Origin of the sequence: Peribacillus sp. NPDC060253, assembly GCF_042727425.1 — a bacterium.
GTDB lineage: Bacteria > Bacillota > Bacilli > Bacillales > DSM-1321 > Peribacillus.
The window spans coordinates 1-14,316 of the sequence record NZ_JBHXAS010000116.1 but is presented as its reverse complement, the minus strand read 5'-3'; the positions used below and the strand labels follow the sequence as shown (position 1 = coordinate 14,316).

The 14,316-nt window shown below is 42.7% G+C and carries 12 protein-coding genes and 2 pseudogenes; 11 read left to right on the top strand and 3 right to left on the bottom strand.

What is annotated here, in order from left to right; all coding sequences use genetic code 11:
* Positions 1-58: 58 nt before the first annotated feature.
* Together ACFWE9_RS21780 and sda are read left to right on the top strand one after the other, a co-directional pair.
* Positions 59-979, top strand: coding sequence for a patatin-like phospholipase family protein (locus ACFWE9_RS21780; RefSeq protein WP_230159639.1), 921 nt, complete (start codon positions 59-61; stop codon positions 977-979).
* Between the two features lie 254 nt (positions 980-1,233).
* The gene (gene sda, locus ACFWE9_RS21775) at positions 1,234-1,413 is read left to right on the top strand and encodes a sporulation histidine kinase inhibitor Sda (protein ID WP_377358747.1); all 180 of its coding nucleotides are present in this window, start codon (positions 1,234-1,236) and stop codon (positions 1,411-1,413) included.
* A 595-nt stretch (positions 1,414-2,008) separates the two neighbouring features.
* On the opposite strand, the gene ACFWE9_RS21770 is transcribed toward sda, so the two are convergent.
* Complete coding sequence (locus ACFWE9_RS21770) at positions 2,009-2,827, bottom strand: M55 family metallopeptidase (RefSeq protein ID WP_377358745.1); 819 nt, start codon at positions 2,825-2,827, stop codon at positions 2,009-2,011.
* Between the two features lie 151 nt (positions 2,828-2,978).
* Here ACFWE9_RS21770 and ACFWE9_RS21765 point away from each other — a divergent pair, with 151 nt between their 5' ends.
* The 9 genes from ACFWE9_RS21765 to dat all read left to right on the top strand — a co-directional run bounded on the left by ACFWE9_RS21765 (position 2,979) and on the right by dat (position 13,287).
* Positions 2,979-3,989 carry an asparaginase gene (locus ACFWE9_RS21765; protein WP_377358743.1) on the top strand — a complete coding sequence of 337 codons (1,011 nt, stop codon included), beginning with the start codon at positions 2,979-2,981 and terminating at the stop codon, positions 3,987-3,989.
* 40 nt (positions 3,990-4,029) lie between these two features.
* Positions 4,030-5,649 carry a glutathione ABC transporter substrate-binding protein GsiB gene (gene gsiB / locus ACFWE9_RS21760; RefSeq protein ID WP_377358741.1) on the top strand — a complete coding sequence of 540 codons (1,620 nt, stop codon included), beginning with the start codon at positions 4,030-4,032 and terminating at the stop codon, positions 5,647-5,649.
* Between the two features lie 75 nt (positions 5,650-5,724).
* Positions 5,725-6,645: a glutathione ABC transporter permease GsiC gene (gene gsiC, locus ACFWE9_RS21755; protein WP_377358739.1), complete on the top strand. Its 921-nt coding sequence runs from the start codon at positions 5,725-5,727 to the stop codon at positions 6,643-6,645.
* Between the two features lie 18 nt (positions 6,646-6,663).
* A complete protein-coding gene (locus ACFWE9_RS21750; protein WP_377358737.1) occupies positions 6,664-7,569 on the top strand; it encodes an ABC transporter permease subunit in 906 nt (301 codons plus the stop codon).
* Positions 7,570-7,587: 18 nt separating this feature from the next.
* Positions 7,588-8,586, top strand: a complete 999-nt coding sequence (locus tag ACFWE9_RS21745; protein ID WP_377358735.1) for an ABC transporter ATP-binding protein — start codon at positions 7,588-7,590, stop codon at positions 8,584-8,586.
* A 3-nt stretch (positions 8,587-8,589) separates the two neighbouring features.
* On the top strand, positions 8,590-9,558 hold the full coding sequence (locus ACFWE9_RS21740; protein WP_377358733.1) for an ABC transporter ATP-binding protein: 969 nt from the start codon (positions 8,590-8,592) through the stop codon (positions 9,556-9,558).
* A 45-nt stretch (positions 9,559-9,603) separates the two neighbouring features.
* Positions 9,604-11,355, top strand: a complete 1,752-nt coding sequence (locus tag ACFWE9_RS21735; protein WP_377358730.1) for a sigma 54-interacting transcriptional regulator — start codon at positions 9,604-9,606, stop codon at positions 11,353-11,355.
* Between the two features lie 28 nt (positions 11,356-11,383).
* Positions 11,384-12,466 carry a DmpA family aminopeptidase gene (locus ACFWE9_RS21730; RefSeq protein WP_377358749.1) on the top strand — a complete coding sequence of 361 codons (1,083 nt, stop codon included), beginning with the start codon at positions 11,384-11,386 and terminating at the stop codon, positions 12,464-12,466.
* Positions 12,463-13,287, top strand: coding sequence for a D-amino-acid transaminase (gene dat / locus ACFWE9_RS21725; RefSeq protein WP_377358728.1), 825 nt, complete (start codon positions 12,463-12,465; stop codon positions 13,285-13,287). The genes ACFWE9_RS21730 and dat overlap by 4 nt, the downstream gene beginning before the upstream one ends.
* Positions 13,288-13,417: 130 nt before the next feature.
* Here dat and ACFWE9_RS21720 read toward each other — a convergent pair.
* Together ACFWE9_RS21720 and ACFWE9_RS21715 are read right to left on the bottom strand one after the other, a co-directional pair.
* Positions 13,418-13,730 (bottom strand): annotated as a pseudogene (locus ACFWE9_RS21720) (helix-turn-helix domain-containing protein); the annotation flags it as partial.
* Between the two features lie 384 nt (positions 13,731-14,114).
* Positions 14,115-14,254 (bottom strand): annotated as a pseudogene (locus tag ACFWE9_RS21715) (HU family DNA-binding protein); the annotation flags it as partial.
* Between the last annotated feature and the right edge of the window lie 62 nt (positions 14,255-14,316).

The window sequence follows — 14,316 nt, the reverse complement described above, 5'->3', positions numbered from 1 at the left end:
GTTATTTTATTAATATAGAAGGTTAATAATGAATAACTCTTATCGAGAGGTGGAAAATATGAGGGCTGATGCTGTTTTTGAAGGTGGTGGAGCCAGGGGAATTGCTTTTGTTGGAGCGATTCAAGCTATGGAAGAGGAAAAAGTAGAATGGGAAAGACTGGCTGGAACTTCAGCGGGAGCTGTAATAGCTGCTCTTTTAGCAAGCGGCTATAAAAGTTATGAAATTAGAGAACGATTGAGTGAAATTGATTTTTCAAAGCTTCGAGGGAAAACGACTTTAAATCGAATACCTATGTTCGGTACCTTTTTAGAGCTTATGGTTCATCTTGGAATTTACAAAAACGATTATTTGGAAACGTGGATGGATTCACTTCTTTCGAAAAAAGGTATTAAGACATTTGCGGATCTTCCAGATGGAAAGTTGAAGATTATTGCTTCTGATGTTTCGAATGGCCAAATGCTTATTTTGCCAGATGATTTGGAGCGCTATAGTATGACTCCTGCTGATTTAAAAGTTTCAAGTGCCGTTATGATGAGTGCATCCTTGCCATTTTTCTTCCGTCCAGTTATTTGGAAATCAAAAGACCGTAATAAATCCTACATTTTAGATGGTGGTTTACTTAGTAACTTCCCAATATGGATATTCGATACAACAGAGCAACCTCGTTTTCCAACTTTCGGATTCCGTTTTGTTAAAGATGAAGTTAACTTAGATGCGGTTATACCAACGCCAATCCATCTTTTCAAAAATATATTTAAAACGATGCTTCAAGCCCATGATTTACGGCATATGAACGAAGAAACGATTGAACGCACGATTCAAATTCCAACTGGTCACATCAACGCGACTGATTTTGAACTGAATGAAGATGAAATTGACTTTCTATATAAATCAGGCTATACCTCTGCAAAAGAATTTTTGGCAAATTGGGATTTTGAACAATATAAGATCAAACGAATGACCAAGAGGACAGAATAGGTAGAGAAAAGAAAACCGCTATCGCTTAATATCGGATGCAAGAGTGGTACAAGCTGAGCTGTGGTTCTCGTGTGAAAATTATTTAAAAAAGTCACAGGATATTACCTTTAAGAAAATTAAGAAGGAACTTATAGATTTTTATAATTTGAAAGATTGGTATTGTTCCTAGAAAAGAAAGTACTGAACCACATAAACAACGGCGTAATTGAGTAGAAGATTAATTAAAAACGAATTATCCTGATTTTGATGTTAAGGTGCGTGGTAAGGAAAGAATTGAGAGTTCTAAAAAGGTGCTGAAAGCGGGAATAATATTGCTTCAAAAGTTAAGCGATGAATTATTAATTAATACCTATCTTAAAGCAAAAAAATTAGAAATTGATCCCAGTTTTATATCGTTATTAACCAAAGAAATAAAAGATTTCGTTCTGATGTAATATAATCATTAAATTTCCTAGAACTATCATAGAAATACACCCAAACCAACAGAGAGTCTTTGCAAATGAAATTGTACCAGTAACATCGTTGAAAAAATTCATAAGGAACAAAAACAACTCAAAGAAGCGTAGAGCAGCTAAAAATGTTTTGAAATAATTAGGAAATGATATTCAGAAGAAGAAGTAGAGACAATTATCCAGTTGAAAAGCCTATTAATTAGGCTTTTTAATGTGTTTTAAAATAATTATGTGAGGGACATGTTCTAAGAAGTTCCCCTCAGCCATCCCGAAAATCTTAAACAGAAGTCGACGCATCTTCTTCAAAACCGGCACGCAGTACGCAGTACGGTCTTCAAAGCCCCGCACTCTGTTCGAATCGCTGCATTGAAGAAACTTCAAGGAGGGATCATCCTTATAGAATACATGTTGATTCCCTTCCTTCTTTTATTTGCGTATTATAAGAGCGGCCATACCTTAGAACGGAGTATTTCCTTTCCGAGGCTCCTCTCTCCCTGTTCCCCATCCTAATCCTTCGCATTTGCGGGGGATGGGGTGGGAACTGGGAGTGGGAAAGAAAGATGGGGAAACTTCATTCTTAGTTTAGTCCTCCCGCAATTGCAATCAGACTGCGAATATACCGAAAAGCAGTGATGAAGTCATCTGTCTCAAAGCGGTGGGTTGTCGAGTTCACTCTTTCGACGGTTGGCAGAATTTCAGCGGCATCAGCCAGACCTGGATGTAGATAGGTGATTTCGACTAGGAAAGGACCTTGCAAAGAGACAGATTGAATCTTTGGAAGGCATGAAAGAGATGCAATCGTCTTTTCCTTAATCAGGTACCGCGCTTTCTGTGGGCTTAAGTTTTTCGCCGTTTGCCGGTTGATGGTATGTTTGACGACAGCCGTTTCAATTTCCGGAATGAAGTCCAAAGCTTCTTTGGCTGCATATTGACATCCCGTGACAAGGACAACAGGTACTCCGAAAACCCCGGCGATTCCTGCATTCAGTGCGATTTCTCCCATGTCCTGGTTATTGATTCTGATATTCCGGATTACTCCTCCATGAAAGGTATGATTCAAAATACCGTGGTTTCCCATCCTAGAGTGGTAGCCCAAAAATATGGCAGCATCAAACTCCGGACTAATACCTTCCATCATCGCAAGCATTTTCGGAGAACCAGTGATATACTCCGCTTCCGGGTGCATGGCTTCTGGGATCAAATTGCGCATCGTTCCATGTGAATCATTCACGACAACTTCTGTAGCCCCCCACGACAAAGCACCTTCGATACATGAATTTACTTCTTCAGTCATCAGCACTCTTGCTCGATCATGTTCCCGCCCGTCCCGTGCAGTATGTTCACGATGAACGACTCCGGCTACTCCTTCAATGTCCGCAGAAATGAAAACTTTCATAATCATTACCTCCTATTTCAACCTATTTATTAATAATTCTATATCTTTATTGTTTTTCCTTCTTCAAAAAATAGGTTGAAATGGGTTGTATTGTATAATACAATTGACGAAAGATTCTGAAAATATATTTTTGGAGGAGAGGTGCAAAGTTTTGAATTCTTCAAAACTAGTGGATGTATATCGTGATGGAAGGGTAGAAAGCTCACATTTTGGACACATAGCTGTCGTTAGTTCGGACGGCAAATTGTTATATTCGCTTGGCGACCCAAATCGAGTAACCTACGCTCGGTCTTCTGTGAAGCCTTTACAAACGATTCCGGTTGTGGAAACAGGGGCAGGAGACCGCTATGGGCTGAGTGAATCGGATATATCGTTATGTTGCGCTTCACACAGCGGGGAGGCTCAGCATACCGATCGGGTACTGTCCATTCTTGGACGAGCAGGCATTGAAGACACTGCTTTACAATGTGGAACCCATATTCCACACGCGCAGGATACATATAAGAAATTGATCGCAGCGGGCAAGGATCTTACTCCTTTATATAGCAATTGCTCTGGAAAGCATACAGGAATGCTGGTGACCGCTAAACACATGGGAGAAACGCTGGAAGATTACTATCTCCCTAGCCATCCGGTACAACAAAGAATTTTGAAAACAATTTCTGAGGTGGCTGATTATCCGATTGAAAAGATTGAAATGGGAACAGATGGCTGCGGCGTACCAGTGCATGCCCTGCCACTGGAACGGTTTGCCTATGCCTTTGCCAGAATGGCTCGCCCTGATTATTTGGGAGAAGAACGAGCTATGGCTGTAAACCGAATTACCACTGCCATGATGAAGTATCCGGAGATGGTAGGCGGGACAGGTCGCTTCTGTACCGATTTTATGAAAGCCGCTGGAGGTCGTTTATTTGGCAAAGCGGGAGCGGAAGCTGTCTACCTGATTGGAGATAGGGAAACGGGAGTTGGCATCGCGATAAAAATAGAAGATGGTAATGGGCGAGCTGCCTATCCAGTAGCTTTGGAGACGCTAAGACAACTCGACTTCATCAATAATGAGCAGCTTAACAACTTAATGCCTCATTACCGCCCTGTTCTGAAGAATGCCCGCCAAGAAAATGTGGGTGAATTGGTTCCATCCTTTACGTTACTCAAGTGCTAAGGGGTTTTTTGTAAATAAAAATGATCAAGGGGGAAATAAAATGATAAAAAGAAAATACCTGGCCACCGTGCTTACTGGATTAATGGCCGTAAGCCTTGCGCTTGCAGGTTGTTCCAATCAGTACAGTTCGTCTGATGAGAGTCAGAAGCCGAAAACAGGGATAAGGCAGAAAGAACAACCGCTCGCGAAAAAAGACGGAAACAAGCTTACAATTGCAATCAAGGATAACCTCGTAAGCATGGACCCGCAGGACACAAACGATACGTTGTCCGGTTCCGTCCAAGCAACTATGTATGAAGGGTTGATTGGCTTCGACAAAGATATGAAAATGATTCCTGTATTGGCGGAGAGCTATGAAGCAAGCGATGATGCGAAAGTATTCACCTTCAAATTGAAGAAGGGAATCAAGTTCCACGATGGTACTCCATTTAATGCGGAAGCCGTGAAGGTAAACATCGACCGGGTTGCCAATCCGGATAATAAATTAAAACGATACAGCATGTTTGCACTGGTTGACAAAACAGAAGCCGTAGATGAGTACACCTTTAGAGTGACGTTAAAGGAACCGTTTGGAGCCATGCTAAATAACTTTGCCCATCCTGCGGCGAGGATTATCAGCCCCGAAGCTTTGAAGAAATACGGGAAGGAAGTCTCCATGCACCCTGTCGGAACAGGCCCGTTCAAATTTACGGAGTGGGATCCAAGTGACCATTTGACTGTTGAAAAGAATCCGGACTACTGGGAAAAAGGATTACCGAAGGTAGATAACATCAAGTTTAAGCCAGTTCCGGAAAACGGAGCGCGAATAGCGATGTTACAAACTGGTGAGGCTGACTTTATTTATCCGGTTCCAACTGAACAGGCGGAAACCATCAATGGAAAAGACGGTATTGTTGTGGAAAATAAACCTTCCATTGTGGCCCGCTACATGACCATGAACACGGCTAAGAAGCCTTTTAATGATGTTAAGGTACGTCGGGCGATTAACTATGCGATTAATAAAGAAGCGTTCTTAAAGGTTGTATATCGTGGATATGGAAGCGAAATGGATTCGGTCATTCCGGCCGGCCTTCAATTCTATTCCAAGCAAAAACCGTACCAATACGATCCTGACAAAGCAAAACAATTGTTGAAAGAAGCAGGCTATGAAAAAGGTTTTGAGACAACCATATGGGGAGCAAACAACTCAGATGCGATGAAGTCTATGGAGTTCCTGCAACAACAATTGGGACAAGTGGGCATCAAAGTAAATGTAGTACCAATGGAAGCGGGTACACTTACTGATAAAATCTGGTCCGTTCAGGATGCCAAAGATGCCGGAGTCGAGCTCTACTATGGCGGCTGGTCTTCTTCCACCGGGGATGCTGATTGGGGTATTCGTCCGTTACTGGCTGGAGATGCAATTCCGCCGAAGTCCTATAATGTAAGCTATTACCAAAATGAAAAGGCGGATCAGCTAATTAACGCCGCTTTACAAACGGCAGATCCGGAAAAGCGCCAAGCGGCTTACGCTGACGTACAGAAAATGATTTGGGAAGATGCTCCTTGGGCATCTCTGATAGTCGAAGATACAATCGCAGGGAAAAAGAACTACCTGGAAGGCGTTTACCTGCTTCCTGATGGTTCTCTGAGTGTAAAAGAGGCAGAAATTAAAAAGTAGGGAAATAGTGGGCGGTCGCTAATTGACGATTGGCGATCGCCCTACTTGAAGATAGGAATCAGAAGGAGGCGGGGTATGTTTCGTTATAGTGTAAAGCGTTTATTGGGCATCGTTCCTATTCTGTTGATCGTTTCCATTTTTATTTTCATGTTTGTCCATATGATCCCTGGCGACCCTGCACGGCTCGTCGCTGGCCCGGATGCAGGTCCACAGGATGTGGAGCTTGTGCGCCAACAGCTTGGTCTGGATAAACCAATCACGACGCAGTACATCACCTACATAAGTAATCTATTCCAAGGCGAATTGGGTATATCCATGAAAACGAAGCGTCCTGTATATGATGAGATTGCTCAAAGATTTATGCCTACTTTTTGGCTGACCGTTTGGAGTATGGTCTGGGCTATCATATTCGGGCTGTTAATTGGTGTAATCTCGGCAACAAAGCGGAATAAATGGCAGGATTACACGGGTATGTTTAGTGCAGTATCAGGCATTTCGATCCCATCTTTTTGGCTAGGTTTAATGCTGATTCAATTATTTTCTGTTAAGCTGGGCTGGTTTCCAACAGGAGGCAGTGACTCCTGGAAAGCGTATGTTTTACCGTCCATCACCTTAGGTGCAGGAGTAGCTGCCGTTATTGCCCGATTTGCACGTTCTTCCATGATGGACATTTTAAAAGAAGACTACATTCGTACTGGAAGAGCAAAAGGATTGAAGGAAAACGTGGTGGTATGGAAGCACGCTTTAAAAAACGCAATGATTCCCGTCATTACCATGACAGGATTACAGTTTGGATTTTTATTGGGAGGATCCATAGTGGTAGAGACAGTATTCAGTTGGCCAGGATTGGGACGGTTACTAATTGATTCGGTATCATTCCGCGACTACCCAATGATTCAGGCGGAAATGTTACTTTTTGCTTTGGAGTTCATTTTGATTAATTTACTTGTGGATATTCTGTATGGGGTAATGAATCCGCAAATTCGATACGAATAGTGAAAGGGGGAATATAAATTGGCAAATAGCGGTGTAGTTATTCAACCGAATGAACATGTTACTCAACAAGAAGTAGAGAAGGTACGCACCCCGTTTTTAGAGTTTTGTAGGAAGTTTAAAAAACAGCGATTGGCCATGATAGCTGCGTGTTTTATTGTTTTACTGCTTCTAGTCGCCCTGTTCGGTCCTGCTATCGCTCCCTATTCTGCGGTAGAGCCGGACTATGATAATATTTTGAGTCCCCCCTCGATGGAACACTTGGCGGGAACGGATGCTTTCGGTAGAGATATATTCAGCAGGATTCTCGAAGGAACGAGAATCTCTCTCTTAGTTGGATTGACTTCCGTGATAGTGGGAGCCATTGCTGGAACCATCCTTGGTCTAATCAGCGGTTACTATGGAAAATGGATAGACAGCCTCATCATGCGGTTTTGTGATGTATTATTCGCTTTCCCCGGAATTCTGCTTGCGATAGGTATTATTGCCATTTTAGGGCCGGGTCTGGGGAATGTCATTATTGCAGTGGCAATTTTTAGTATTCCGATTTTTGCACGAATTGTACGAAGTAGCACTCTCTCAATCAAATCTACCGTGTTTGTCGAGGCAGCACGATCCATTGGATCACCCCCGCGACGTATTATTTGGAAGCATATCTTCCCAGGTACAGTGTCCAGCATTATTGTGTATTTTACGATGCGGATAGGAACCTCGATTTTAACGGCTGCCAGCCTTAGCTTTCTAGGATTGGGTGCCCAGCCTCCTTCACCGGAGTGGGGTGCGATGCTTAGCTCCGGCAGGGACTTTTTGAATACAGCCCCGCATGTCACCTTTTTTCCGGGATTCGCCATTTTCATTACCGTACTTGCCTTCAATCTGCTGGGTGACGGTTTGCGGGATGCCCTCGATCCGAAGTTAAAAGATTAAAAGACAGGGAGCGATCATATGAACAACAACAACAGCAAGCTATTGGAAATATCCAATTTAAAAACCTATTTTTTCTCAGACAAAGGTCATGTACCTGCAGTTAATGGTGTTGATCTGTATATAAACAAAGGCGAGACACTCGGAGTCGTAGGCGAATCCGGCTGCGGAAAAAGTGTAACATCCCTTTCTATCATGCGTCTGCTCACAGATACACCGGGAAAAGTGGTAGATGGTTCGATTCGATTCGAGGGAAAGGATCTTTTATCCTTGTCAGAAAATGAAATAAGAGAGGTACGCGGAAACGAAATTGCAATGATCTTCCAGGAACCCATGACCTCATTGAACCCAGTTTATAAAATCGGACAGCAGATTGGCGAGGCTGTACAGCTTCATTTAAAGTATGACAAGAAAAAGGCAAGGGAACATGTGATCAAGATGTTGAAATTAGTGGGAATCCCTCGTGCAGAAGAGATTATTGACGAGTTTCCGTATCAGTTGTCTGGTGGAATGAGGCAGAGAATTATGATTGCTATGGCGATGTCCTGTGACCCAACGCTGTTAATCGCAGATGAACCGACAACCGCTCTTGACGTGACGATTCAAGCACAGATCCTGGAACTAATGAGGAAGCTGAAAGAAGAAAAAGGGACAGCTATTATGCTGATTACACATGATTTAGGTGTTGTAGCAGAAATGTGTGACCGAGTCGTGGTTATGTATGCTGGAAAAGTAGTAGAGGAAGCCGATATATTGGAGATCTTTGAAAATCCAAAACATCCTTATACTAAGGGGTTAATTAACTCCGTTCCAAAGATGGGACAGAAAATGAATCGGCTTGAATCCATTCCCGGCAACGTTCCTATTCCCACGAATATGCCAAAAGGGTGCAAATTTGCTCCACGCTGTTCTCAAGCAATGGACATTTGCCAGGAACAAGATCCAGCTCTGCTACAAATCACAGAAGGGCACCAATGTCGGTGTTTCCTGTATCAGAGCGAATTGGTAAAGGAGGCGTAATAAATGGCAGAGCTGTTAGTAGAATCTAGGAATTTGAAAAAATACTTTCCCATTAGCAAAGGATTGTTCGGCCAGAAAAAATCATATGTCCGGGCTGTTGATGGGGTTTCCCTATCCATTCAAAAAGGAGAAACACTGGGATTAGTTGGGGAAAGCGGATGCGGAAAGTCCACAACAGGGCGAATGATGATGCGGCTATTGGCACCAACGGAAGGCGAAATTTGGTTTAACGGGAAAGATATCAGCAAGTTAAACGACAAACAGTTGCGAGAAGTCAGAAAAGACTTTCAGATGATTTTTCAGGATCCTTACGCCTCCCTCAATCCTCGGATGACGGTCGGAGAAATCATTGCAGAACCTTTGATTGTTCATAATATGATGGCCAGAAAAGAGAGAAACAAACGGGTTCACGAATTATTAGAGTATGTCGGCCTTACTCGTTATCATGCAAACCGCTATGCCCATGAATTTAGCGGAGGTCAACGACAACGAATCGGGATTGCAAGGGCTCTTTCCCTAAATCCGAAGCTCATTGTGGCGGATGAACCTGTTTCTGCGTTGGATGTCTCCATTCAGTCCCAGGTATTAAATCTCATGCAGGATTTGCAACAAGAACTCGGGCTGACGTATCTCTTTATCTCCCATGACTTGAGTGTGGTGGAGCATATCAGCGATCGTGTAGGCGTCATGTATCTAGGGAAAATTGTGGAAATGGCTCAGAAGGAATCCCTATATAAAAGTCCATTACATCCCTATACTCAGGCTTTAATGACCGCAGTTCCCGTAGCCAATCCGCGTATGAAGAGAGAACGGATTATTCTGGAAGGTGATATTCCTAGTCCATCGAATCCTCCAACAGGATGTACGTTTCATCCTCGTTGCCGGTCATGTATGGAGATTTGTAAAACAACTGTTCCTGAACTGAAGGAGATCGAGCCTGGTCATTTTTCCGCTTGTCATTTGTATGTATAATAGGAATTACGATTGGTTTCTTCAAAGTTAGGAGTGAAAGATAATTTGGTTGATAAAGTAGTAACGATTATTTCAATTCAGGATGAATATTTGTCGACGATCTCAAAACAGCTGATAGGGATTGCCGGGGATTTAATCAAGATTCGTCCGATTTCCATTAAAAACTTGGCGAGGGAAACGATTTCGGAAGGTGAAATCGTTTTATTAGGGGCCAACTTCATTCACCCACTGGTTCGTCCTTTCTTGCCAAAAGGGGTAAGGTCTATTGAGGCTAAACGAGGGCTAAATTTTGTAAACATAAAAAAACTACTTTATGCTCCACAAGGAAAGAACATTTTAGTCGTAAATGATACGAAGCATAACACGGACGAAACGATCCGAGTGCTTCGGGAGACTGTATTTGAGCATAACTATTACGCATATGATCCGGATACTCCGATTCCGGAGCAAATCGATTACATAATTACCCCCGGAGAGATGCAGCTCGTTCCCGAAGGAGACATGAAAGTGATCGATATTGGCTATCGTGTTCTTGCTTTGGAAACCGTTTTTGAAATATTTGAGGCACTGGGGTTAGATTGTCAGCAATTTTTTCTGGCCAATCGCTATATGAAATCCCTTGTCGCTTTATCCAATGGAAATACTACTTTTACGATTGACTCTACTTTTAGCAAATGGACAGAATATACAGGCGGAAAAACCGCCAAGTATTTCTTTAAAGATGTGATCGCGCATAGTCAAGCAATGAACGATGTTTTATACATAGCGAGGAAGCTTGCTAAAACGAGTGACCCTGTGCATATATTCGGAGAAACCGGTACGGGCAAAAGAATGCTTGCGCAGGCGATGCACAACGATTCTCCGGATAAGGCGGGACCCTACCTCAATATCAATTGTGCGGCAAGGCCAATGGACGTGCTGGAAAGGGAATTGTTTGGAACAGAATCCGAGGGACAGATATCTCCTGGCCTGTTTGAATTGGCTAATGGAGGAACGTTGTGCATTGAAGAAATTGATGAATTACCTGTTTCCTTGCAAGGCAGACTCTTGCAGGCGCTTGAGGAAGGTCAAATTTTCAGGATAAATGGGCATTCTCCGATTCCTGTTCAAGTAAGAATCATTACGACCAGCGATACCGATCTTTCAATGTCAGTGGAGGAACACAAATTTCGTAAGGATTTATTTTATTATCTGGCAGCCTTAACCTACAAGGTTCCGCCTTTGTCAGAGCGCAAGGAGGATTTTGAGCCACTCATTCAAACGTACCTGCAGTCCCATTTACATCGGGGGGATTTGGTTATTCCGCCTGATATGATACGACTTCTACAACAATATCCTTGGCCAGGGAATGTAATAGAATTGTTTAATGCGCTCTCATATATTGCCTGTTTGGAAGAAAAAGAGATAACTTTAGAGTTATTACCATTTTATATGAAGGGTAGACTTCAAAAAGCAGCCGTGGATTCTATACCGCAAGAAATGGCCGAGAGTGAATTAAATGAGCTGATTGTGAATATTGAAGAGCACGGTTTCCTGGAAGAAAGCCTGTCGATTCTCGAAGTGTTTGATCAAGGGAAGAAGCAACATACATCTTATGGCCGCGCTATCGTAAAGAAAAGACTTCAAGAAAAAAGTATTACTCTTTCCGAACAGCAGTTAAGATCGCGATTGGATGTCCTCAACCAATTAGAGTTATTGAATGTACGTCAAGGACGTTCAGGAACGACTATTTCAAGAAAAGGAGAGTTGTTCCTTCAAACGCTACGCAAGAAAAATAAACTTGTCAAAGGTCAGTAAGCGCAAAGAAGTTTTGGTGGTGTAGATGATGAATAGAGTACGGCTTCGTGAGCTTGGTATAAACATTGGAAGATATGAAACGGGACCGTATAATGCAATCACGGATGTTCCCGGAGTCAGGGTTGGACATACGACTCTTTCCTATAAAAATGCAGAAGGTCGAATAGTTCAAACCGGAGTATCCGCAATCCTTCCGCACTCGGGCAGTTTATTTCAAGAAAAGGTGTTGGGAAGCTCATATGTGATCAATGGATTTGGCAAAACTGTGGGGATGATTCAATTGCAGGAACTAGGTGTAATAGAAAGCCCGATTCTTTTAACCAATACATTTTCTATCCCAGCGGTCTTGGAAGGCACCATTCGTTATCTCCTCGACCAAAACCCTCAAATCGGTGATACAACAGGTACTGTTAATGTCATCGTAGGAGAGTGCAATGACGGATACCTCAATGATATCCGAGGATTACATGTCAGACCGGAACATGCCCGTCAAGCGATTCAGTCTGCCAGCTCGGGAATGGTGGAGGAAGGTTGTGTCGGGGCGGGAACCGGGATGTCCTGTTTAGGATTTAAGGGTGGCGTAGGAACAAGCTCGAGAATTGCTTCCTTTGGAGAACAGTCATATACCATTGGATCGCTGGTGGTCAGCAATTTTGGCGAAGAGAAAGATTTGCGTGTCCCTGGTGGCGGCTGGTTACACCATTCAGGAGAAAAGGAAAAAATGCCTGATGGATCAATCATGATCATTCTCGCAACGGATGCGCCGCTCAACGAGAGACAACTTGGTCGATTAGCTAAACGGGCAGTATTCGGACTTTCTCGAGTCGGTTCTTATGCGGCCCATGGAAGTGGTGATATCGTCATCGCTTTCTCTACGGCACATCGAATCCCTCACGAACCGGATCAAGGAAATATATCCTATTCGTTTATGAGAGAGGACGGAAAGTGGATTTCCCAACTGTTTGAGATGACCGTTGAGGCTGTGGAAGAGGCGATTTGGAATTCTATTTGCAAGGCGACTACAACTGAAGGAAATAAGGGAAGAGTTAGAGAGGCGATTCCTTATCATATTTTGTTGGGGTCATCTTCTAAAGGAGGAGTTTTGAAATGATTTCGGCTTATTTTAACGGGAAATTTGTTGAACCAAATGAGTCGGTCGTTCCTATTGATGAGAGAGGCCATCAGTTTGGTGATGGTGTTTATGAAGTTATTAGAATTTATGATAGCAAACCATTTATGATGGATGAGCATCTGGATCGATTGTATCAAAGCGCTGATGCTATCAAATTACGTATTGATCCTAATTGGAAAGCCCTCAAGAACACCATGTTGGAGTTGATTCAAAAAAGCGGTTTAACGAATCTGGACCTTTATGTGCAAGTGACAAGAGGAATGGCACCGAGGAATCATCTATTCCCGGATGGTCCAGTATCTGTTTCGATGACTGCCAAACCTTTTCGAAGCATTCCGGTTGGGGATAAAGGAGCAAGTGTCATCTTGCATCCTGATGAGCGTTGGGAAAACTGCTACATCAAATCGCTGAACCTGCTACCTAACATTTTAGCCAAGCAATTGGCGTATGAACAAGGATATTTGGAAGCGATTCTGGTTCGAGATGGTAAAGTGACTGAAGGAACGAGTTCCAATGTATACATCGTAAAGGATTCCTCAATAATCACTACACCACTCTCCAAACATATTTTATCCGGAATTACGAGAATGGTAGTGAAAAACCTGGCAGGGCATCTCAGAATTCCATTTGTAGAAAAACAGTTTACGCCGGATCAAATGGTCAAGGCGGATGAAATATTCATTACAAGCACAACATTAGAAATCACACCAATCATTCGCGTAGACGACAAACTAATCAATGACGGCACGAAGGGCACGGTTACAAAAGCGTTGCAGGAAAAATTCAAGAAAATCTTCTAAATCGTGAAATCCCCTTTGAGCAAAGACTCGAAGGGGATTTCACGATTTAGGCGTGATAAACGTTATGTAATCGCACTCTTTTTTGCTGGACCTTTGTCTCCATTGGTTCTTGTTCTGCCATCTCATTATGTCATGCCTTTATCCCCTGGCCATATTTCGCCCTCAAGCGCTTTATATCTTCTCTAGGTGGAAAACCAAACATGCGAGAATATTCACGGTTGAATTGCGCTGGACTTTCATAGCCTACCCGGAATGCGACATCTGTGGCATCTGATGACTCGGATATTAACAGGCGCCGAGCTTCCTGCAGTCTCAGTTTTTTTGGAACTGAATAGGCTCATAGCGGTTACCACTTTAAAGTGCCTATGAAACGAAGAAACACTCATATTCGCTATTTCCGCAAGCTCCTCAATCCGAAAAGACTTATCATAGTGATTCATGATTTGTTATCGAATCATTTAATGCCGAAGCGACACGTACAGAATGTCAGAAAGGTGTTCTTTCCTTTTTGTACAGTCTGTAGTGTTACATGCACGCGGGCCCCAAAAGCTGAAGAAATCAGACAACCTTAAGACTGTACAATCATTTAGCATGACTGGATATTTTCTGGAAATATCCAGTCAGACAAACCTTCATAATTAAGACAAACACTCCTATTGTGGAATGTAGGATGGCGTGATTATTAATCTTCGTTGCTTGGGAAAATGAAATGGCATGAATTCCTCATATCGGAACACATAAAAATGCCAGGATGTTGGCCTGGAGTTTTTAAAAATACTTAACCCTCACCCGATGAAACACAGATGGTTGACTTTGAACGCTGAATTTTATTTAACAGCCTCTTTTAATTCCTTACCTGGTTTAAAAGTAGGAACTTTAGATGCCACAATTTGTATTTTTCCTGTTTGTGGGTTTCTCCAGTTCGAGATGCACGATCACGTACTTCAAATGTGCCGAATCCAACAAGAATAGCACTTTGGCGAAAGTCGATATCAGTATTATTCTTAACGGGTTTATAATTATTAAAAT